General features: G+C 66.3%; 20 protein-coding genes and 2 pseudogenes. 10 read left to right on the top strand and 12 right to left on the bottom strand.

What is annotated here, in order from left to right; genetic code table 11:
* Positions 1-53: 53 nt before the first annotated feature.
* Positions 54-980, bottom strand: a complete 927-nt coding sequence (locus tag CSW63_RS07490) for a hypothetical protein (RefSeq protein ID WP_099503844.1) — start codon at positions 978-980, stop codon at positions 54-56.
* A gap of 176 nt (positions 981-1,156) precedes the next feature.
* Here CSW63_RS07490 and CSW63_RS07485 point away from each other — a divergent pair, with 176 nt between their 5' ends.
* Positions 1,157-1,702 carry a PAS domain-containing protein gene (locus CSW63_RS07485; protein ID WP_062097881.1) on the top strand — a complete coding sequence of 182 codons (546 nt, stop codon included), beginning with the start codon at positions 1,157-1,159 and terminating at the stop codon, positions 1,700-1,702.
* Here CSW63_RS07485 and CSW63_RS07480 read toward each other — a convergent pair.
* The 3 genes from CSW63_RS07480 to CSW63_RS07470 form a co-directional block, all read right to left on the bottom strand.
* Positions 1,699-2,643, bottom strand: coding sequence for an aldo/keto reductase (locus CSW63_RS07480; RefSeq protein ID WP_062097879.1), 945 nt, complete (start codon positions 2,641-2,643; stop codon positions 1,699-1,701). The genes CSW63_RS07485 and CSW63_RS07480 overlap by 4 nt on opposite strands.
* Positions 2,644-2,653: 10 nt before the next feature.
* Positions 2,654-4,321 carry a choline dehydrogenase gene (locus tag CSW63_RS07475; protein WP_062097878.1) on the bottom strand — a complete coding sequence of 556 codons (1,668 nt, stop codon included), beginning with the start codon at positions 4,319-4,321 and terminating at the stop codon, positions 2,654-2,656.
* Positions 4,322-4,628: 307 nt separating this feature from the next.
* The gene (locus CSW63_RS07470) at positions 4,629-5,162 is read right to left on the bottom strand and encodes a gamma carbonic anhydrase family protein (RefSeq protein ID WP_062097877.1); all 534 of its coding nucleotides are present in this window, start codon (positions 5,160-5,162) and stop codon (positions 4,629-4,631) included.
* A 179-nt stretch (positions 5,163-5,341) separates the two neighbouring features.
* On the opposite strand from CSW63_RS07470, the gene CSW63_RS07465 reads away from it, so the two are divergent.
* The 5 genes from CSW63_RS07465 to CSW63_RS07445 all read left to right on the top strand — a co-directional run bounded on the left by CSW63_RS07465 (position 5,342) and on the right by CSW63_RS07445 (position 9,532).
* The gene (locus tag CSW63_RS07465) at positions 5,342-5,500 is read left to right on the top strand and encodes a hypothetical protein (RefSeq protein WP_127846951.1); all 159 of its coding nucleotides are present in this window, start codon (positions 5,342-5,344) and stop codon (positions 5,498-5,500) included.
* Positions 5,488-6,279 (top strand): PhoH family protein, encoded by a 792-nt coding sequence (locus tag CSW63_RS07460; protein ID WP_082749626.1) that lies wholly within the window; start codon positions 5,488-5,490, stop codon positions 6,277-6,279. The genes CSW63_RS07465 and CSW63_RS07460 overlap by 13 nt, the downstream gene beginning before the upstream one ends.
* 121 nt (positions 6,280-6,400) lie before the next feature.
* Positions 6,401-6,769 carry a hypothetical protein gene (locus CSW63_RS07455; RefSeq protein ID WP_062093767.1) on the top strand — a complete coding sequence of 123 codons (369 nt, stop codon included), beginning with the start codon at positions 6,401-6,403 and terminating at the stop codon, positions 6,767-6,769.
* A gap of 109 nt (positions 6,770-6,878) precedes the next feature.
* Complete coding sequence (locus tag CSW63_RS07450) at positions 6,879-8,879, top strand: OPT family oligopeptide transporter (protein WP_062093802.1); 2,001 nt, start codon at positions 6,879-6,881, stop codon at positions 8,877-8,879.
* 5 nt (positions 8,880-8,884) lie between these two features.
* Positions 8,885-9,532: a glutathione S-transferase family protein gene (locus CSW63_RS07445; protein WP_062093768.1), complete on the top strand. Its 648-nt coding sequence runs from the start codon at positions 8,885-8,887 to the stop codon at positions 9,530-9,532.
* Here the strand turns inward: CSW63_RS07445 and CSW63_RS07440 are convergent.
* The 6 genes and pseudogenes from CSW63_RS07440 to CSW63_RS07415 form a co-directional block, all read right to left on the bottom strand.
* A complete protein-coding gene (locus CSW63_RS07440) occupies positions 9,529-10,212 on the bottom strand; it encodes a GNAT family N-acetyltransferase (RefSeq protein ID WP_062093769.1) in 684 nt (227 codons plus the stop codon). The genes CSW63_RS07445 and CSW63_RS07440 overlap by 4 nt on opposite strands.
* Positions 10,213-10,303: 91 nt before the next feature.
* Entirely contained in the window at positions 10,304-10,510 is a 207-nt protein-coding gene (locus CSW63_RS07435) for a DUF3126 family protein (RefSeq protein ID WP_062093770.1), read from the bottom strand.
* 50 nt (positions 10,511-10,560) lie between these two features.
* Positions 10,561-11,490, bottom strand: coding sequence for a LysR substrate-binding domain-containing protein (locus CSW63_RS07430; RefSeq protein WP_062093771.1), 930 nt, complete (start codon positions 11,488-11,490; stop codon positions 10,561-10,563).
* A gap of 385 nt (positions 11,491-11,875) precedes the next feature.
* Positions 11,876-12,658, bottom strand: a complete 783-nt coding sequence (locus CSW63_RS07425; RefSeq protein WP_062093772.1) for a glutaminyl-peptide cyclotransferase — start codon at positions 12,656-12,658, stop codon at positions 11,876-11,878.
* A complete protein-coding gene (gene cysE, locus CSW63_RS07420) occupies positions 12,659-13,498 on the bottom strand; it encodes a serine O-acetyltransferase (RefSeq protein WP_062093803.1) in 840 nt (279 codons plus the stop codon).
* Between the two features lie 76 nt (positions 13,499-13,574).
* A pseudogene (locus CSW63_RS07415) lies at positions 13,575-14,262 on the bottom strand (NUDIX domain-containing protein).
* Positions 14,263-14,266: 4 nt separating this feature from the next.
* On the opposite strand from CSW63_RS07415, the gene CSW63_RS07410 reads away from it, so the two are divergent.
* Both CSW63_RS07410 and CSW63_RS07405 read left to right on the top strand, forming a co-directional pair.
* Complete coding sequence (locus CSW63_RS07410) at positions 14,267-14,884, top strand: nitroreductase (protein WP_062093774.1); 618 nt, start codon at positions 14,267-14,269, stop codon at positions 14,882-14,884.
* Between the two features lie 36 nt (positions 14,885-14,920).
* Entirely contained in the window at positions 14,921-15,211 is a 291-nt protein-coding gene (locus tag CSW63_RS07405; RefSeq protein ID WP_062093775.1) for a hypothetical protein, read from the top strand.
* Positions 15,212-15,217: 6 nt separating this feature from the next.
* Here CSW63_RS07405 and queF read toward each other — a convergent pair whose 3' ends face one another.
* Positions 15,218-15,673 carry a preQ(1) synthase gene (queF, locus tag CSW63_RS07400; RefSeq protein ID WP_062093776.1) on the bottom strand — a complete coding sequence of 152 codons (456 nt, stop codon included), beginning with the start codon at positions 15,671-15,673 and terminating at the stop codon, positions 15,218-15,220.
* A 68-nt stretch (positions 15,674-15,741) separates the two neighbouring features.
* Between queF and CSW63_RS07395 the strand changes: the two are divergent.
* Positions 15,742-16,562: pseudogene (locus CSW63_RS07395) on the top strand (SDR family NAD(P)-dependent oxidoreductase).
* Between the two features lie 245 nt (positions 16,563-16,807).
* Positions 16,808-17,500 (top strand): TorF family putative porin, encoded by a 693-nt coding sequence (locus tag CSW63_RS07390; protein WP_062093778.1) that lies wholly within the window; start codon positions 16,808-16,810, stop codon positions 17,498-17,500.
* 69 nt (positions 17,501-17,569) lie between these two features.
* Here the strand turns inward: CSW63_RS07390 and CSW63_RS07385 are convergent, their stop codons facing one another.
* Positions 17,570-18,847: a CynX/NimT family MFS transporter gene (locus CSW63_RS07385; RefSeq protein WP_062093804.1), complete on the bottom strand. Its 1,278-nt coding sequence runs from the start codon at positions 18,845-18,847 to the stop codon at positions 17,570-17,572.
* Positions 18,848-18,883 lie beyond the last annotated feature (36 nt).

Genomic DNA, 18,883 nt, shown 5'->3' with positions numbered 1-18,883 from the left:
AAAAGGCCCCGGTTCGCACCGGGGCCTTTCTATGTCTTGGGAGCGTCAGGCGGTTAGTAGACGACGCCGCCAACCCCGCCATCCAGGCTGAAGCTGGTCGACAGCGACTGGCGTTCCTGCACCGTTTCCTCGCGATAGGCGGTGTAGGTCTCGGTAGTCAGCATGCTCAGGATCTTCACCCCGGCGCCAAAGCGGCGCAGCAGCGAGCGCTCGTTACAGTCGCGCGCAGGCAATTGCGGACGGCACGAGACCGTGGCCTGCCCCGCCGCCGCGCCGCGGGCGTAGTACAGCGCCTCGTTCTTGCGGCAGATGAAGGTCTGGCCGGGTGCCCCGGTGGAGATGTCGATCTGTCCTGCGTATTCGGCGATTACGTACTGCAAGCGTGCGCCCGCGATGCAGCGATAGAGCTCGCCGTCATAGGCGTCGTCGATGTCGCGGTCGGGCGTGACCTGCGAGGCCGGATGCGGCACGTCGCGGTCGTCCAGGCAAACCGCGCGGACGATGACCCGGCGCGTACGGGTGCGCGTGGCCTCATAGGCCTGGCGCCGGCGGACCTCGCCGCCCTCGACATTCAGGCCCTGGATGTAACCGGTGGTCATCGGCCCCGAATAGTAACCGCCGTGCCCGCCGCCGCCGTAGTAGTTGACGACGCCGCCGGCGGTCGAGCCGGCGCCGGACGATGAGCCGGAGGTCGCGCCCGCGTTGGCGACGGCCGAGGCGTTGGTGGTGGCGTTGACGATCACGGTCGAGCCGATGTTCACGTTCACACCCGGAATATTGACGTTGTGACCACCGCCACAGCAGCCGGTCGGCGGCGCGGGGGGCTTCGGCGGCGGCGGGGGCGGCTTGCAGCACGCCGGCGGGGTCGGCGGGCAGGCGTTGGTGCAGCCGGCATAGGCCGCTCCGCCCAGCAGCAGGCCGCCGAGCATCGCCCCCAGAGCGATCGTCCATGCACGCATGTTCAGTTTCGGCGCCTTCATCCGGCGTTTCCCTTCACCTCGGGTCGTACCGCTTCCGGTTAAGCAAGAATCGGGCCGAGCCCGGCCGTCCCGCCTGGATCTGCGCCAGAATGGGACGGTCGAGCCCTTGGCCCGGTTCTCCCAGCAAGCCCTGTGCGGTCGAAAACAGCCGCGGAAGGACCCGCCAGGGGACGACGATGTTCCATCCAAGCACGGAACGGTTGATAGACTATTGGCGCGACAAAAAGGGTGAATCCGCCCTGCCCCGCCGCGCCGACATCAATCCGGGCGATTTTCTGGAGTTGCTGCCGCAGGTGTTCGTGCTGGGTCGCGAAGGCGGCAAACTGCCCTTCCGCCTGGCGGGGGGCTTCGTCTCGGATCTTCACGCCCGCGACCTGCGCGGCCAGGACGCTCTTTCGCTGTGGGCCCTGGCCCATCGGCTGGAGCTGAAGAGCGCGCTGGATGTCGCCCGCAAGCGCCGCACGCCCGTGGTGGTCACCGCCGACATCCGCGCCCATGGCGTGCCGTCGGTCGGCATGGAGGTTCTGTTTGCGCCGCTGCAAGGCGCCAGCGGCGAGACCGACCGGTTCCTGGGTCTCTATCAGCCGATCGCGATGATGGCCCGCCTGATGGGCAGGCCTGCGTACGAGCTTGGCCTGCGGGAGATCAAGCCGCTCGGCGAAGGCAACCAGGACATGCCCCGTCTTCGTCTGGCCACGCTGGATGGGCGTCGGATCGCTTAGCGTCCCACCATGTCCAGCGTCGACGCGACATCGCTCGGCAAATCCAACCTTGCCGCGCCCATCAGCTCTTGCAGCTGTCCGATCGACGTAGCGCTGGCGATCGGCGCCGTGATCGCCGGATGGGCCATGATCCAGGCCAGCGCGACCTGGGCCTGCGACGCCCCGACAGCCTCGGCGGCCTTGTCGAGCACCGTCAGCACCGCGCGGCCTCTGTCATTCCAGTAGTCGCGCAGGATGGTCCGACCTCGGGCCCGGCCTTCCAGGTCGGCCGCGCTGCGGTACTTTCCGCTCAAGAACCCTGCGGCGAGCCCGTAGTAGGGTATGATCCCCACGCCCTCGGCGCGGGCCAGTTCCGCAAGCCCGCCCTCGACCTGCTCGCGATCCACCAGATTGAACTTCGGCTGGATGGTCTCGTAGCGGGCCAGGCCGGTCGTCTGAGAAACTTCGAGACTGGTCTTCAGACGCGTCGGCGAGAAATTCGAGGCGCCGACAGCGCGCACCTTGCCCGCTCGCACCAGGCGATCGAACGCGCGCAGCGTCTCCTCCTGAGGCGTTTCGGCGTCGTCCTGATGAGACTGGTAGAGATCGATATAGTCAGTCTGAAGACGGCGCAGTGACTCCTCTACGGCCGCTTCGATGTTCGCCGCAGAGAGGCCGGGCCGCTTGGGCCACATCGCCACCTTCGTCAGGATGAGAACCCGGTCGCGTTTGCCCGACGCCCCGAGCCAACGGCCGATCACACTCTCGGATTCCCCGCCCGCGTGGCCGGTAACCCACGCCGAATAGACATCCGCTGTGTCGATGGCGTTGAAACCGCCGTCCACGAAGGCGTCAAGCAATCGATGCGACATCGCCTCGTCGGCGGTCCACCCAAAGACGTTGCCACCAAAGATCAGCGGCGCGGTCGACAGGCCCGAACGGCCCAGCGGGCGATGTCGCATGAGGCCTCTCCTACTCCGCCGCCACCGCGCGCCCGTCCTCATAGACCGGCACGTCGAGCGGCGCGGCCGGCGCCTTGCCTCGGATCAGGTCGGCGGCGCGCTCGGCGATCATGATGGTCGGGGCGTTGGTATTGCCGCCAATCAGGGTCGGCATGACCGAAGCGTCGATCACCCGCAGTCCCTGGACACCCTGAACGCGGAGCTGATCGTCGACCACCGCCAGCGGATCACCCGCCACGCCCATGCGGCAGGTGCCGACGGGGTGGTAGATCGTCTCGGCCTTGGCCCGGATCCAGGCGTCCAGCTCGGCGTCCGACTTCACGTCCGCGCCCGGCGCATACTCGGCGTCGCGATAGGGATCGAAGGCTGCCTGTGCCACGGTCTCGCGGGCGATGCGCACGCCCTCGCGGATCGCGCGCCTGTCCTCGTCCGTCGACAGATAATTGGCCAGGATCGTCGGATCGTCGAACGGATCGGCCGAGCGCAAACCCACCTTGCCCCGGCTTTCCGGACGCAACTGGCAGACGTGCAGCGTAAAGCCGTCCTTCTCGACGACAACCTTGCCGTGGTCCTGCATGATCGCCAGCACGCCGTGAATCTGCAGGTCTGGGCGATCGAGATCCGGGCGCGACTTCAGGAACGCGCCGCTCTCCAAAAACTGCTGCCGGCCCAGTCCTTTGCCGAAGAACATGTAGTTCATGCCGACGCCTAGCTTGTTCAGCCCCTTGTTGGCCGAGTAGGCGGTCTTCAGGTTCTTGGCGGTCCAGGAAACGCAGACATCCAGATGGTCCTGGAGGTTCGCGCCGACACCCTTGGACTCATGCGCCACGGCGATGCCATGGGGCGTCAGGTCGTCCGGCGCGCCGATACCCGACAGCTGCAGGATCTGCGGCGATTGCACCGCGCCCGCGCTCAGCAGCACCTCGGCGTCGGCATGGGCGATCTTCTTCTCACGTGACTTGCCGACCACGTACTCCACGCCCACGGCGCGGCGCTTTTCCAGGATGATCCGCGTGGTGCGAGCTTCGGTCACGCAGGTGAGGTTCGGACGCGACAAAGCTTGGCTCAGATAAGCCATGGCCGCGCTCCAGCGCTGGCCGTCGCGGATGGTCAGGTCGTAAGGGCCAAAGCCCTCCTGCTGATAGCCGTTGAAGTCCTTGGTGGTCTTGTGGCCCGCCTGACGGCCAGCCTCGATCAGCGTGCTGTAGAAAGGACTGTCGGACTCGCCCTTCGACACATGCAGCGGACCCTTGTCGCCGTGATAGGCGTCGCCGCCCGCGTGATGGGTTTCCGAGCGCTTGAAATAGGGCAGGACCTCCGAATACGACCAGCCGGTCAGACCCATCTGCCGCCACTGGTCATAGTCGCGGGCGTGACCGCGAATATAGATCATGCCGTTGATGGCCGAGCTTCCGCCCAGGCCCTTGCCGCGCGGCCACCAAAGCTTGCGGTTGTCGAGATGCGGCTCGGCTTCGGTCCAAAAGCCCCAGTTCTGCTCGCCCTTGTCCTTGATCAGCTGGCCGACACCGGCCGGCATCTTCACCAGGATGGACTTATTCTTGCCGCCGGCCTCAAGCAGCAGGACCTTGACGTTCGGATCCTCGGTCAGGCGCGCGGCCAGGACGCAGCCGGCCGAACCGCCGCCGATGACGATGTAATCAAAGCGCTCGCTGGCCATGGCCCGGACGCCCTCCCTCGAAGGTTATCATTGTTAAGGCAGAGATTGGTCTGGCTTTGAGCCGCGCGCAAGGCGCTTGAGGATCACACAGCGCCAACAGGGCGAGTTTCGATTTCCCCACAACCTGAAATCCTATATATACCACCTATGCACGAAAGCGTGGCCAATACGCGTAATTCACCTGAGCATGGTTAGATCGCGGCGACACCCGATCAGTCCATGACGCGCTCTTCTCGCGCGCACGTGTCCAGCGCGAGGAGCGGGAGCGCCGCCCAGCCCCCCCAACTGCGGGCGGCGCTCCCAACGTCTATTCGGCGATCACCGTCAGATCGCGCGCGTAGCGTTTCCAGTTCTCGACATAATGCAGGGCCGAGGCCTGCAGGATCGTGGCGTGCTGTTCACCGATCTCGCGGACCACCTTGCCGGGCGCGCCCATCACCATGGAATTGTCCGGGATTTCCTTGCCCTCGGTGATAAGGGCGCCCGCGCCGATCAGACAGTTCTTCCCGATCTTGGCCCCGTTGAGGACGATCGAGCCAATCCCGATCAGCGATCCGTCACCGATCGTGCAGCCGTGCAGCATAACCATGTGACCGATGGTCACGTTCGCGCCGATGGTCAGCGGAGCTCCAAGATCAGTGTGGAGAACCGAGCCGTCCTGGACGTTGCTGTTCTCGCCGATCGTAATGGGATCGTTGTCTCCCCGCGCGATCGCGCCCCACCAAATACTGGCGTTCTTCTTAAGAATCACGTTCCCCATCACGCTAGCGGTCGGGGCGATCCAGTATTCGCCTACCGCGGGAAGCGTCGGCGCCGTGGCGCCTAGGGAATAGACAGTCATCCGTATGCCTCGTTTTCTTGCGCGCGATTTTCAGGTTAACGACCCGGAAACCATGATGCGCCATTGTAGTCGGGCGATTCGAGAGGGAACATTCCTCCAGTGGGAATCATTTTCCTTTCGTAACGGGTCCGAGGACAAGCGCCTCGTATCCGCCCGCTGACGAAGACGAGGTGTGGCTCTTGGCGTTTCGGCGTACAGCACCGTCTCCAGGGACTTCCCACAGCGGAAGCGCTCCCGAGCCGCCCCGCCGCGCACGCGACTTCGTGATCACCCAGCTCACCGCCAAGGACGACGCCTTAAGGCCTCGTCCTTTTTTCATGTCTGAATGGAGGCTTTGATGACCAAGCGAGCCCTGAAGCGGATGGTGCGCGAAGGCGCGCAGGAGACCGGCCAATATGACGACGCCAAGGTGCGCCGCCTGCCGGTCGATCACCGCGGCGGCTGGTCACCTCTGCCTGCTGAGGGGGGCGCGAGAGGGGATAGCCGGGACCAGAGCTACCTAAAAACCATAAAACCCAAATCGCCCGGCCAGGCGCAGCTAATGGAAGCTATCGACGAGAAGAACCTCGTCATGGCCCTGGGCCCAGCGGGCACCGGCAAGACCTACATCGCCATCTCCAAGGCCGTAGAGGCGCTGGAAGCCGGCCGCGTCAGCCGCATCGTGCTCTCGCGCCCCGCGGTCGAGGCCGGCGAGTCGATCGGCTATCTGCCGGGCGACATGGAAGACAAGCTGGCGCCCTATCTGCGCCCGCTCTACGATGCCCTGACCGATCGCCTGTCGGTCAAGCGCATGCGGGCCTTGATGGCCGAGGGCGCCATCGAGATCGCCCCGGTCGGCTTCATGCGCGGTCGCACCCTGAACAACGCCTTCGTGGTGATCGACGAGGCCCAGAACTGCACCTACATGCAGTTGAAGATGCTGCTGACGCGCCTGGGCTGGCACTCGACCATGGTGGTCACCGGCGACCCGAACCAGTCCGACCTGCTGCCCGGCATCTCGGGCCTGGCCGAGGTGGCCGCCAAGTTCGACGCGGTCTCCAACATCGCCGTTGTCCGCCTCGCCGATCGCGACATCGTCCGCCACCCGCTGGTGGCCGAGATGCTCGGGGTGCTCTAGGCCTGAACGACGAGAAACGAAGGCCGCCTGATCTTGGGGTTGAGGCGGCCTTCGCGTGTTTGGGCTTTACATCGCCGAAAGGTTGAGAAACTCTTCCAGGACACTAATTGGAGGATGGGGTATGTTTAACGGCAAGATGATCGTGGCCGGGCTCGCCCTCGGTCTTTGTGCGGTTTCGGCCGCTTCGGCGCAGCAGCAGCCGCCGCCGTCGCCCGCGCCAAACCAGGCCACCCCCAATCCTCCGATCTACCTTGCGCCTGGCCCGACTCCGTTTCGGAGCTTGGAGGTCGACGCTTGGCGCCACGTTCAAACGATCCGCGCTCAGGTGAAGGCCCAGACCACGCCTGACCAATGGCGACGCGCTCAGCAGGCCGCCGGCTTGATCAACGCCAACCAGTGCGTCAACGCCTACAAGCTGGCCGTGATCGAGCAGGACGAGCAGCTGGCGAACTCGGTGAAAATGACCTGCGCCGGGCGCACACGCGGCTAGAGTTTTGCAGCGATGATCGTCACCGCACGCGTGATGATCGCAAAAATCGAGACTTGAGTTTGAGGCGGTCGGGCGTGCAAGGTCCGGCCGCCTTAATCTTTTGTTGGACATGTTCATGGCCGATACGACCGCGCCGCGCACGGAACTCACCCTTCGCGGGGTCCTCCTCGGCATTCTGATCACGCTGGTCTTCACCGCCGCCCAGGTCTATCTGGGCCTGAAGGTCGGCCTGACCTTCGCCACCTCGATCCCGGCCGCCGTCATCTCAATGGCGCTGCTGCGGGCGTTCAAGACCTCGACCATCCAGGAAAATAATATCGTCCAGACGATCGCCTCGGCGGCGGGCACGCTGTCGTCGGTGATCTTCGTTCTGCCCGGCCTGTTGATGATCGGCTGGTGGGCCAATGTGCCGTTCCTGCCGACCTTCGGCGCCTGCGCCGTCGGCGGCATCCTGGGCGTGATGTACACCATCCCCCTACGGCGGGCTCTGGTGACCAACTCCAACCTCCCCTACCCCGAAGGCGTCGCCGCCGCCGAGGTGCTGAAGGTCGGCACCGGCTCGCGCGAGGGTGCGGCCGAGGGCAAGGCGGGCCTGGCCGCCGTCAGCATGGGGGCAATCGCCTCGGCGCTGTTCGGCGCGTTGGGCGCGGCAAAACTGTTCGCGGCAGAGGTGGCCGGCTATTTCAAGTTCAAACTGGGCGCCGCGTCGGGCGCAACCGGTATCGGCGCCTCCAGCTCGCTGGCCCTGATGGGCGCGGGACACCTGATGGGCATCACGGTCGGCATCGCCATGTTCGCGGGCCTGTTCATCGCCTGGGCCATCCTGACGCCGATCCTCACCGTCGCGACCCCGATGCCCGACGCCGACGCGGCCACCCACGCCCTGACTGTCTGGAAGACCCAGGTCCGTTTCCTGGGCGCGGGCGTCATCGGCGCGGCCGCGATCTGGACGCTCGCCAAACTGGTCGGGCCGATCACGGCCGGCCTGAAATCGGCATTCGCCGCCGCCCAGGCGCGCAAGACCGGCGGCGGCGACCTGCCCCGCGTCGAGCAGGATATCCCGATCGGCATCGTCGGCCTAGTTTCGGTGCTCCTGCTGGCGCCGGCCGGCTGGTTCCTCGCCCACTTCCTGGCGGGCGGTCCGATCGTTCAACTGACGACGCCGCTGGTCGCCATCGGCATCGGCTATCTGGTCTTCGCGGGCCTCCTGGCCGCCGCGGTCTGTGGCTACATGGCCGGCCTGATCGGATCGTCCAACAGCCCGGTCTCGGGCATCGCCATCCTGAGCGTTCTGGGCGCCTCGCTGATGGTCGGCATGGTCGGTCGCGGCGTCATCGGCCCCGACGTGACCAAGGCCCTGATCGCCTTCGCCCTTTATGTCACCACCTGCGTCCTGGCCGTCGCCGTGGTCGCCAATGACAACCTGCAGGACCTGAAGACCGGCCAACTGGTCGACGCCACGCCGTGGAAGCAGCAGGTCGGCCTGATCATCGGCGTGCTGTCGGGCTCGGTGGTCATTCCGTTCGTGCTGGAGCTCCTGAACCGCTCGAACGGCTTCGCCGGCGCGCCGAACCTGCAAGCCATCGCCGACGAGCCGCTGGCGGCGCCTCAGGCGACACTGATCTCGACCCTGGCCAAGGGAGTGTTGGGCGGAAACCTCGACTGGGGACTTCTGGGCTACGGCGCTCTGATCGGCCTGGGGCTCGTCGCGGTCGATGCGATCCTGCGCAGGACCAGCAACGAGCGACTGAGCCTGCCGCCGCTGGGCGTGGGCCTGGCGATCTACCTGCCGAGCTCGGTCACGGCCCCGGTCGTGGTCGGCGCGCTCGCCGGCTGGCTGTTTGAGAAGATCGTCGCCAAGGACCGCTCCGCCGAGGCCGCAAAGCGCCTGGGCGTGCTGATCGCCTCGGGCTTCATCGTCGGCGAGAGCCTGTTCAACGTGTCTTTGGCCCTGCTGATCGTCTCCACGGGCAAGGGCGAGCCGCTGGCCCTGCCCTTCGCGCCGTCCGAGCACGTCGGAATGGTCCTGTCCCTGACCGCCGCCGCGATCGTGGTCGTCGGCCTTTACCGTTGGGCCCGCAAGGCCGGCGCCAAGGCGATGGGGGCTTAGCGATCATGTTGAAGGTCTGGGGCCGCCGCTCCTCCTTCAACGTTCAGAAGGTGCTCTGGCTGGTGGGAGAGCTTGGTCTTTCCCACCAGCATTTCCCCACCGGCGGCGATCATGGCGGGCTTCACGACCCCAGCTTCCTCGCCATGAACCCCCATGGACGCGTTCCCGTCATTGACGACGGCGGCGTTGTCGTCTGGGAATCCCACGCCATTCTTCGCTATCTGGCCGCGCAATACGGCGGCTCCGAATGGTGGCCTGCATCGCCCGCCGATCGCGCCAAAACCGACGGTTGGATGGACTGGGCCCAAACCACCCTACAGCGCGATTTCCTGACGGGCGTATTCTGGGGGTGGTATAGAACGCCCGAGGCTCAGCGCGACAACGAGGCGATTCAAACCGCCCTCGCCGCCTGCGCCGAGCATTTCGGGCTACTCGACAAGCTGCTAGCCGAGCGACCCTTCCTCGGCGGCGACAACCTCAGCTTGGCCGATATTCCCTGCGGAACGCACCTCTATCGCTACTACAGCCTTGAGATCGACCGGCCGAGAACGCCTAACCTCGAGGCGTGGTACGCGCGCCTGCAGGACCGCCCCGCCTATCGACAGGCCGTAATGCTCCCCTTCGACGAGATGAAGGGCCGGCTGGCCTACTAGGCGCCCGTGAGAATTGTAAACGTCAGCTCCCGCCGCCCGCGATAGCCCAGCGACTCGTAGAGCCGGATCGCCGTCGCATTGTCGGTGTAGCTGTGCAGGAAGGCCTTTTCGCCGCGCGACAGGATTCGGGCGGTCACCTCGCGGAGCAGGCGGGCGGCGTAGCCCTTGCCGCGATGGTCGGGATGAACGCAGACGCCGCTGGCCTCGGTATAGCCGTCCGGACGCATGCGCTGGCCCGCCATGGCGATCAATTCTCCGGCCCGCCGAACGCCAATGAAGGCGCCGAGCTGGTGCGTGCGCGAGAAGAACGGCCCAGGCTTGGTCAGGGTGGCCAGGGCCAGCATCTCGGGCCCATCGGCGTCGGCCAGGTCCAGCATCTCGAAGTCGACATCCCAGGCGGGCGCGACCTCGACGGCCTCCATCTGCAGGCAGACGGCGTTGGAGACTACCTCCGCCCCGGGAACCGGCGGCGTCGCATCGGGCGCGATCAGGCCCACCGTCCCGTGCTCGCGCACCAACGCACCGAGATCCGCGAGCGCCTCGGGACCTTCATCGTCCAGCCCGGCGAACAGGCCATAGTCGGGATGCATCCTGAAGGCGCGGCCACGCCGGATCGCTAGATGGCTTTGCCGTCCCAAGAGGGTCGAACAGACGGGGCGATCGAGCACGTGATAGGTCATGGCCCCATTCAAGCGGTGTGAAGGGCGGGGATCAACGCCCGACACGGCCGCGCGCCCCGTCGATCACCGACAGGGCGCGGGCAAGTTCGGCTTAGTCCAGATCTTCGCCCAGGATCGCCATTTCGAACATGAACGAACCGTCCTCGTCTTCATCCTGGAAGACAACGCCGATGAACTCGCCGGCGACTTCGACCTCGGCCGAGTCCTTCTGCTTCGGGCGCGCCTTCACCTGAATGTGCGGGTTGCCGAAGGTGCGCTTCAGGTGCTTTTCGATCTTGGCGATGGTGTTGGCGTCCACGGGGGAACCTCATTGATGGCGGGGCGCCCGGGGCGCTTATCCGCGCGAAACTAGCGCCCGCCGCGAGAGTCGCAAGCCGCTTCCGGCGGAAGAGGTGTGGACGCTCCTTCCGCGAGCAGCCAATCGCGGAAGAGTAGAGCCTCGTCGGTCGCGCCGTCGGGCGGTGTGACGGCCACGATCTTCCCCCGGCCGGAGGTAAAACCCAGCGGCGCGACCAGCCGGCCGCTGGCCAGATCACGTTGCACGAACGCCCACGGCCCGATCGCCACGCCCAGCCCCGCGGCCGCCGCCTCGATCATGTAGAAATAGTGGTCGAACTCCTGCTCGCTGACCGCCGGCGGCAGGTGATCGAGCTCGACGTTTCGGGCCCAGTCGGACCAACTCTCGACGAACGTCCGCGTCAGCAGGCGTGGCATGGCGACGACCTGCTCCAGGGTCATCGGGCTGCTCGCCAACTCCGGCGCCATGACAGGCCCGTGATAGTGCTCCATGAACGGCGTCGCGACCGCATCATAGGTCACCACCGTATCCGGCGAGCGCATGCGGATCGCCAGGTCGATCCCATCGGCCCTGAAATCGAACGGTCCATTGGACTCCGCCACACGAACCGGAATCTCAGGGTGCGCGGCCTGGAAGCGCGGCAGGCGCGGAATGAGCCACTTCATCGCGAAGGTAGGCAGGCAAGACACCACCAGCGGCCTAGGCCCCGCCTGGACCTGCCGTGGCACGGCCGCCTCGATCTGGTCGAAGGCGGGCGACAGCGCCTGAGCCAGTTTCAAGCCCTCCGCCGTCAGGCGAAGGCGCGAGCGCGGCCCCTCGGTCAAGGTCACGCCCAGTTGATCCTCAAGCTGCCGGATCTGGCGGCTGACAGCCCCGTGGGTCACGCACAGTTCGTCGGCGGCCAGGGTCATGCGGCCATGCCGGCCGAACGCCTCGAAGGCGCGTAAAGCGTTCAACGAAGGCAGTTGCCGTCGAGCCATGTGAAGAAACCTCACAGAAGGTCGACGGATAAGTCGTTATCGCGAACGGCGCAACCAAGGGATAGTCCGCGCCATGCCACCGATCATTTCCCGCCCCGCAAGCCGAGAGATCACCCTGCCGCAGGTTCTGGCCGTGTTCGCCATCTGGGCGGGCGTTGTTTATGGTCTGGCGCAGACAAAGGCGCCTCAAGCCGAACAGATATCTCTTAAGCACAGGCCCGCCGTCGGCGCCTGCGCGCCCCAAGGCTAAAGGACAAGGACAGGGCGGATATGATTTGGGCCCCGGCGCGTCTCGCGGCCAGGGCCCAGGTCCGCCCACTAGGTCGGGGGGGCGTAGAGGGGCGGACGTCAGGGAAACGCCCCGCCCCAAATACGGTTCCACCGCCTAACGTGCTTCGGTCAGTTTGATTTCGAAAAGCGCGGGCCAGAGCTTGCCGGTCACGAACAGCCGGTCGTTGGCGGGATCGTAGGCGATGCCATTGAGCACGTCGTCGCGGTCGCCGGTGACGCCCGCCTCCTTCAACAGACCGCCCAGTTCGATCCAACCCTTGACCCGGCCCGTGGTCACATCAATGCGGGCGATGCGGGTCGTTTGCCAGACATTGGCCAGCAGTTCGCCCTTCACCCACTCCAGTTCGTTGAGATTAGTGACCGGGACGCCGTCGTCGGTGACTTGGACGCGCCCGGTCTCCTTCAGCGTCTCGGGGTCAAGGAAACGGATGAAGGCGCTGCCGTCGCTCATCATGATCCGCTTGTCGTCCCGGGCCAGAGCCCAGCCCTCGCCCGGATAGCTGAACTCGCCGAGTTTCTCGAAGCTGTCGATGTCGTAGATGAAGCCGACTTGGTCGGTCCAGGTCAGCTCATAGAGGCGGTTCTTCCAGTCGACGATCCCTTCGCCGAAGTAGCGGGAATCCACGGTGCGCTCGGCCTCGATCGCGCCGGTCTCCAGGCTCCACTTGCGAATGAACGAGCGGCCCCGCAGGCCGGTGCTCTCGAAGATAAAGCCATCCCGATAAAACAGACCCTGGGTGAACGCCTGACTATCGTGCGGATAGCGTTTGACGATCGAGTAGCCGCCCACCGGCGCGGGGGCCGCCAGCGCGGGCGCGGCAAACCCGATGACGGCGGCCAGGATCAGGCCGCCGAAACGGCGCAAAAGACGCTTCACTCAGATCTCGTAGCTGTTGGGCGAGTAGACCGTCTCGGCCAGGGTGTGGTCCATGGTCTTGGCCGGCTCTTCGCAGGTGGGGCAATTGACGAGGCGCGCGGGCACGCCGGCGGCCGTGCAGTGCGCCGGAACTGGCCGCAGCACCACCGAGCCGGAAGCCACCTTGGCGTAGTCGCCGACCGTGATGTTGCCCAGCACCTTGGCGCCGGCGCCCAGCAGCACACCCTTGCCGATCTTGGGATGGCGGTCGCCGCGCTCGGCGCCCGTGCCGCCCAGCGTCACGCCATGCAGCATCGAGACGTCGTCGCCGACCACAGCCGTCTCGCCAATGACGATGCCGGTGCCGTGGTCGATGAACACGCCCTTGCCGATCCTGGCGGCTGGGTTGATGTCGACCTGGAACACCTCGCTGGAGCGGCTCTGCAGGTAGAAGGCCAGGGTCTCGCGGCCCTGATTCCACAGCCAGTGCGACACGCGGTGGGTCTGCAGCGCCAGGAAACCCTTGAAGAACAGGAACGGCTGGACATAGCCCTTGCAGGCCGGGTCGCGTTCGAACACCGCCTTCAGGTCGGCCTCGGCCGCCTCGACGATCGTGCGATCATCCTCGAAGGCGTCGGCGGCGAACTCACGCGCCGTCATCGCCCGCATTTCCTGGTCGCCCAGCTTGCGCGCCAACTGGAAGGTCAGCGCGTCGGCGAGGTTGTCGTGGCTGAGGATCACCGCGTTCAGCAGCGACGCCAGCGCCGGCTCGGCCTTGGCGGCGTGTTCGGCCTGATTACGCAACGCCACCCACACCGGCGTTTCGGTGTCGGACGTCACCACCTCGAGATGCTTCGGCATCGGGCTCTCCCTTCCCAGGCGCGAGACGAGCATAGCGCATCCTTTTTGAAAATGCTCTAGCCCGGCGAACCGCGCTCTATGCGAGGATCAGAGCGGCCAGATCGGCCGACAGTTCGCCTCGCACCGCCATATGGTGCGTTCTCAGCAACAACGCCACTGTAATTGCGTCGGGCATATGGCCGGCGGCCGCTGCGTCGAGCGCCTCGCGGAAGGGCACGCGCGCGACGGCGAAGTCCTCGGTCTCGTCCGGCTCGCCCTGTGTGGGTGAAAGGCCCATGGCCAGGAAACCGTAGGCGATCTCGTCGGTGACCGAATTGGAGAGTTCCATACGCAGGATCAGACGCCAGTCGGACGCCTGCAGCCCCACCTCTTCGGCCAGTTCGCGCTTGGCGCCATCCAGCGGATCCTCGCCATGCGGCGCGCCGCCCTCGGGCAGTTCCCAGCTATAGTTGGCGAGGGAGAAGCGGTTCTGCCCCACCAACGTGACCGTGCCGTCGTCGTGCAAAGGCACGATCCCGATCGCCTGGTTCTTGAAGCCGACCTTGCCGTAAAGCGCGGGCCGACCGGTCGGCGCGATCGCCTGATACTCTGTCAGGGTGATCCAGGCATTATCGTAGACCACCCTGCTGGAGGTCACCCCCCAGGGCCTTCCGTGCGGCTTGAGCCAATCGGGCTTGCGTTTGGAGTCATCGGCCAATGCGCTCATCCCTTGTCGCGACCGCGTTGCGGCCATAGGTCTGCGGCTTACAACGCTTCGGAGACATCGTCTTGGCCGGTTCCGTTCCCCCTGCCCCTGCGTTTGGCGAGACCCTGCCGGTCGAGACCGCGCCCGAGGTCGTGGCCTTCCTAGCCAAGCGCCGCTCAGCCAGCGCCATGAGCCTGACAGCGCCCGGACCCGACGATGCCCAACTGGCCGATATCTTGCGGATAGCCGCCCGCGTGCCCGACCACGGCAAGCTCTCGCCTTGGCGCTTCATCATCCTGAAGGGCGAGGCCAAGGACACATTCGCCGAACGCATCGCTGCCCTCGCCGATAGCCAAGCCAACCCGACCAAGGCGACCGCGGCCCTGCGCAAGCTGACCCGCCCGCCCGTCTGCATTGCCGTGGTCTCGCGACACATCCCCGGCGAGATCCCTGAGTGGGAGCAGCGTCAGAGCGCCTCGGCGGTTTGCCATCAGCTCCTGCTCGCGGCGTCCGCCCTGGGCTGGGGCGCCAACTGGATCACCGACTGGTACAGCTATGATCCGCGCGCCACGGCGATCCTGGGCCTGGCCGACGGCGAGCAGGTGGCGGGCTACCTGTATCTGGGCACGGCGACCGAGCAGCCGCAGGAGCGCGCGCGCCCCGATGTGGCGTCGATCACCACCGCATGGAGCCCTCGCTAGGGTCGCCGCGTTCGTTCAGAACAACGAGGACACCCCATGGCCAAGCGTAGAGACCCCTGGACGAGCCTGGCCGTTGATTTCTGGTCCCTCGGGATGGAAGCCTCGACCGTGATTGGCCTGCGCGTGGTGAAGCTCGCCGCCGGCGGCGCGGCCGCACAAACCGAAGCCCAGCGGATGGTCGGCGAGAAGATGGCGACCAGCGTGACCTTGCCGATACTGGCCATGACCGGTCAGCTGGGCGCATCCGGGCCCGCCATTGCGGCGGGCTCCCTGGCGCATCTGCGCAAGAAAGTGCGAGCCAACCGTCGGCGGCTGGCGAAGCGTTAGACTGGGTTAACCTCGGCCGCGATAGGGCGCGACGCCTTGGTCGGGCACCCACAGGCCTTCCGGCGCCGGGCCTGTCTGCCAGAACACGTCGATCGGAATGCCCCCGCGCGGATACCAGTAGCCGCCGATCCTTAGCCAACGCGGCTCTGCGATCTCGACGATCTTGCGCGCGACCTTGACCGTGCAGTCCTCGTGGAACGAGCCGTGATTGCGGAAGCTGGTCAGATAGAGCTTCAGCGACTTGCTCTCGATCAGCCAGTCGCCGGGCGCGTAGTCGATGACGAGGTGGGCGAAATCGGGCTGGCCGGTGACGGGGCACAGTGAGGTGAACTCAGGCGCGACGAAGCGCGCCAGATAAAGCACGTCGCTTTGCGGATTGGGCACGCGCTCAAGGACGGCGGCCTCGGGGCTTTCGGGCGCGTCGACGACGCGGCCCAGCTGGGTGACGTTCAGATCGGTCATCGGCGCGATTTAGGCCTCCCCGCCCCGCGAGACAAGCGCGTGGCGCCCCGCTACAAGGTCGCAAACAGATGTTCGGGAGAGATACGATGTCGGGACGGGATTTCGAAGGCTTCACCGTGGTGGTCACCGGCGGCTCTACGGGCCTTGGCCGCGCGATCGCCGTAGAGACCGCCCGGCGCGGCGCCGGTCTGGTCGTGATCAACTTCGCCCGCAGCGCCGAAGAGGCCGAAGAGACCGCAAGACTCGTCGAAGCCGAGGGCGCCAAGGCGGCGCTGGCGCAGGGCGATGTGTCCAACGACGAGGATTGCCGCAGAATCGCTGCGGCCGCCGACGCCTCGGGCCGGATCGACGCGCTGTTCAACAACGCCGGCATGACCAAGTTCGCCCCGAACCACGCCGACCTCGACGCGGTGAACGCGGAAGACTTCCTGCGCCTCTATTCGGTGAATGTCGTCGGCGCGTTCCAGATGGTTCGCGCCGCGCGCTCGCTGCTGGAAGCCGCGCCCCAGCCCGGCGCGGTGGTCAACACCTCTTCGATCGCGGGCGTGGTGGGTAACGGCTCCTCGGTGCCCTACGCCGCCTCCAAGGGCGCGATGACCACCATGACCCTTTCCCTGGCCCGCGCCCTGGCGCCGCGCATTCGCGTCAACGCCGTCTGCCCCGGCTTCATCGACACACCTTGGTTCGGAAAGGCCATGGACGCCGAGCGCGTCGAGCGCCTGCGGGCGGGCGCGGCCGCAGCGACGCCGCTGAAGGTCGCCTCCACCGCCGAGGACATCGCCGGAGCGGCCGTCTTCCTGGCGTCGCCGGCCTGCGGCACGTGACCGGCGAAACCCTGCTGGTCGATGGGGGGCTGCATCTCGGGGGCGCAAGCCTTTCCATGCGGTAAAGACACAGCCAAGCCGGATTCGCTTTTCGGGCGCATGTTGCCCCCATGCGCCTGCATTGAAGCAAAATCGTCACACATCGCCCAAAGTTTAGGCCACACACGCCCTTCTGACTGGCGTTCGCCACCGCCCGATTGCACTTAGAGACGTGTCCCCGACTAATCCAACAGGGACGCAAATGCGCTTGCAGGCGCAGTCGGGGGCCGGGAACCAACCTGGCTGACGGCACAGATAAGGGGATAGAACTATGAACTCGATGAAGATCGCGCTGGCCGCCGCCGCCGCCACGCTCGCCCTCGCGGGCGCCGCTTCGGCCCAGGAGCTGAAGGCTTCGTACAATGTCGGCGTCACGAGCGACTACGTTTTCCGCGGCGTGAGCCAAACTCAAGAAGATCCGGCCCTCCAAGGCGGCATCGACCTGTCGTACGGCATCGGCTACGCCGGCGTCTGGGCGTCGAACGTCGACTTCGGCGCTAACGACCCGAAAACCGAAATTGACTTCTACGCTGGCGTGAAGCCGACCGTGGGCGACACCTCGCTCGACTTCGGCGTGCTGTACTACGGCTACAGCAAGGACAAGGGCCTGACGCCTGGCTCCTACAGCTACGTCGAACTGAAGGCCGCCGCCTCGCGCACCTTCGGCCCGGCCACCCTGGGCGCCGCCGTGTACTATTCGCCGGAATACCCGGGCAAGGGCGGCGACGCGACGTACTTCGAAGCCAACGCCGCCATGCCGGTCGCTGAAAAGCTGACCCTGTCGGGCGCCGTCGGCCACCAGTCGATCAAGAACTACAAGGACTACAACACCTGGAACGTGGGCGTGGCCTATGCCCTGACCGACAAGCTGTCGGCCGACCTGCGCTACCACGACACCGACGAACACAGCCTCGGCAAGATCTATGACAGCCGTCTGGTCGTCAGCCTGAAGGCCGCTTTCTAAGCGCCGAACACAGGGTAGACAGAGAAGCCGCCCCGGCTCCCCCGGGGCGGCTTTTTTGTGCTCTGAACCCTACGCCTGCGGCGCGCGCGGCGGGCGCATCACGAGGACCGCCACGAACACTACGGCGGTCACGGCGGCGAACAGTTCGAAGGTCGGGGTGAAACTGCCCAGCCGGTCGCGCATCGCGCCGGCGATGAACGGCCCAGCCGCCGACACCGCGCCGACCAGACAGGTCAGGGAGAAGAGCTCCAGATTGCTCTGGCGTCCGTAGTAGTTCAGCAGCAGCACCGTCACGGCCAGAACGGTCAGGCCGAACCCGACACCGGTGCCGATCGCATAGACCAGCATCAGCGCGGGCGTGGTCGCCCGGGCGAGGGCCAGCAGGCCGACCACCAGCATTCCCTGTGCGAAGACCAGCAGCCAGCGCGGATCCACCCGATCCCCCAAAGCGCCACCTGCAAGGCGCGCCAGGGTCTGCATCAGGGCCTCGAGGCTCAGCATCTTGGCGGCCAAAGCCCCAGCCGCGACGGCCGCCACGCCAGCGGCGACGCCCAGCTCGGTGAGGTGCGAGACCGAGACGCTGGCGACGGTGACCCCGACCAGCAGGTGCGAGAAATAGGCCGCCACCAGGATGTAGAACTGCGGTGTCCGCAGCGCTTGGCGGACGCTCCATTCGTGCGCCGTCCGATAGACGCGCGCAGTGGCGGGCGCCTGCCGCGCCGCCTGCTCGACCTCGAGATCAACCTCGTGAGCGGCCGCCGCCAGCCATTTGGGGCCGCCGACCATCAGGGCGCAGATCCCGCCGACGACGGCGGCCAGAACAGCCTGTACGATCCAGAAGGCCCGCCAGTCGCCGCCGCTGGCGCCCATCAGGGTCAGCACCATCCAGGGCCCGGCGGCGCCGCCCAGCGATCCGAAGGTGAAGTAGACGCCGAACGGTAGCGCGCGCTGGCGAAACAGCGACGACAGCACGTGCGTCCCAGGGATCAGGGCGGCCATCTGGAAGCCGACGCCGCACGCCGCCGCCCCAACATAATAGCTGAGCAGACTCTCGGCGTTGGCCAGTCCCAAGAAGCCGCCGGCCAGCACGACCGCGCCCGCCAGCAGGGTCCCCCGGACGCCGATCCGCCGGATCAGGATCGCCGGCAGCCAGGACGAGGCGCCGGTGAAGACGCCCAGAACAGAGAAGCCCAGGAACGCCTTTTCAAAGCTCCACTTCAGTTCGCCGATCATGGCGGGCAGAACCACACCCAGCGAGCCGTAGGTCGAGGCGGTGATCAGGAACAGCAGCAGGCTGAACGCCGCCAAGAGCGACCAGGGACGGAAACGAGACGCGGTGTCGATCATCATCCTCGCCTCCTCACCCGTGAAACGGGGGAGGTG

Source organism: Caulobacter sp. FWC26 (assembly GCF_002742645.2).
Lineage (GTDB): Bacteria > Pseudomonadota > Alphaproteobacteria > Caulobacterales > Caulobacteraceae > Caulobacter.
The sequence above is the reverse complement of the archived record's forward strand: the minus strand, read 5'-3'. Positions and strand labels throughout refer to the sequence as shown.

Excerpts from the sequence above, each read along its gene's own strand:
- CSW63_RS07490 (WP_099503844.1), bottom strand. The coding sequence starts at position 980 with ATGAAGGCGCCGAAACTGAACATGCGTGCATGGACGATCGCTCTGGGG.
- CSW63_RS07485 (WP_062097881.1), top strand. The coding sequence starts at position 1,157 with ATGTTCCATCCAAGCACGGAACGGTTGATAGACTATTGGCGCGACAAA.
- CSW63_RS07480 (WP_062097879.1), bottom strand. The coding sequence starts at position 2,643 with ATGCGACATCGCCCGCTGGGCCGTTCGGGCCTGTCGACCGCGCCGCTG.
- CSW63_RS07475 (WP_062097878.1), bottom strand. The coding sequence starts at position 4,321 with ATGGCCAGCGAGCGCTTTGATTACATCGTCATCGGCGGCGGTTCGGCC.
- CSW63_RS07470 (WP_062097877.1), bottom strand. The coding sequence starts at position 5,162 with ATGACTGTCTATTCCCTAGGCGCCACGGCGCCGACGCTTCCCGCGGTA.
- CSW63_RS07460 (WP_082749626.1), top strand. The coding sequence starts at position 5,488 with ATGGAGGCTTTGATGACCAAGCGAGCCCTGAAGCGGATGGTGCGCGAA.
- CSW63_RS07455 (WP_062093767.1), top strand. The coding sequence starts at position 6,401 with ATGTTTAACGGCAAGATGATCGTGGCCGGGCTCGCCCTCGGTCTTTGT.
- CSW63_RS07450 (WP_062093802.1), top strand. The coding sequence starts at position 6,879 with ATGTTCATGGCCGATACGACCGCGCCGCGCACGGAACTCACCCTTCGC.
- CSW63_RS07445 (WP_062093768.1), top strand. The coding sequence starts at position 8,885 with ATGTTGAAGGTCTGGGGCCGCCGCTCCTCCTTCAACGTTCAGAAGGTG.
- CSW63_RS07440 (WP_062093769.1), bottom strand. The coding sequence starts at position 10,212 with ATGACCTATCACGTGCTCGATCGCCCCGTCTGTTCGACCCTCTTGGGA.
- CSW63_RS07430 (WP_062093771.1), bottom strand. The coding sequence starts at position 11,490 with ATGGCTCGACGGCAACTGCCTTCGTTGAACGCTTTACGCGCCTTCGAG.
- cysE (WP_062093803.1), bottom strand. The coding sequence starts at position 13,498 with ATGCCGAAGCATCTCGAGGTGGTGACGTCCGACACCGAAACGCCGGTG.
- CSW63_RS07405 (WP_062093775.1), top strand. The coding sequence starts at position 14,921 with ATGGCCAAGCGTAGAGACCCCTGGACGAGCCTGGCCGTTGATTTCTGG.
- queF (WP_062093776.1), bottom strand. The coding sequence starts at position 15,673 with ATGACCGATCTGAACGTCACCCAGCTGGGCCGCGTCGTCGACGCGCCC.
- CSW63_RS07390 (WP_062093778.1), top strand. The coding sequence starts at position 16,808 with ATGAACTCGATGAAGATCGCGCTGGCCGCCGCCGCCGCCACGCTCGCC.
- CSW63_RS07385 (WP_062093804.1), bottom strand. The coding sequence starts at position 18,847 with ATGATCGACACCGCGTCTCGTTTCCGTCCCTGGTCGCTCTTGGCGGCG.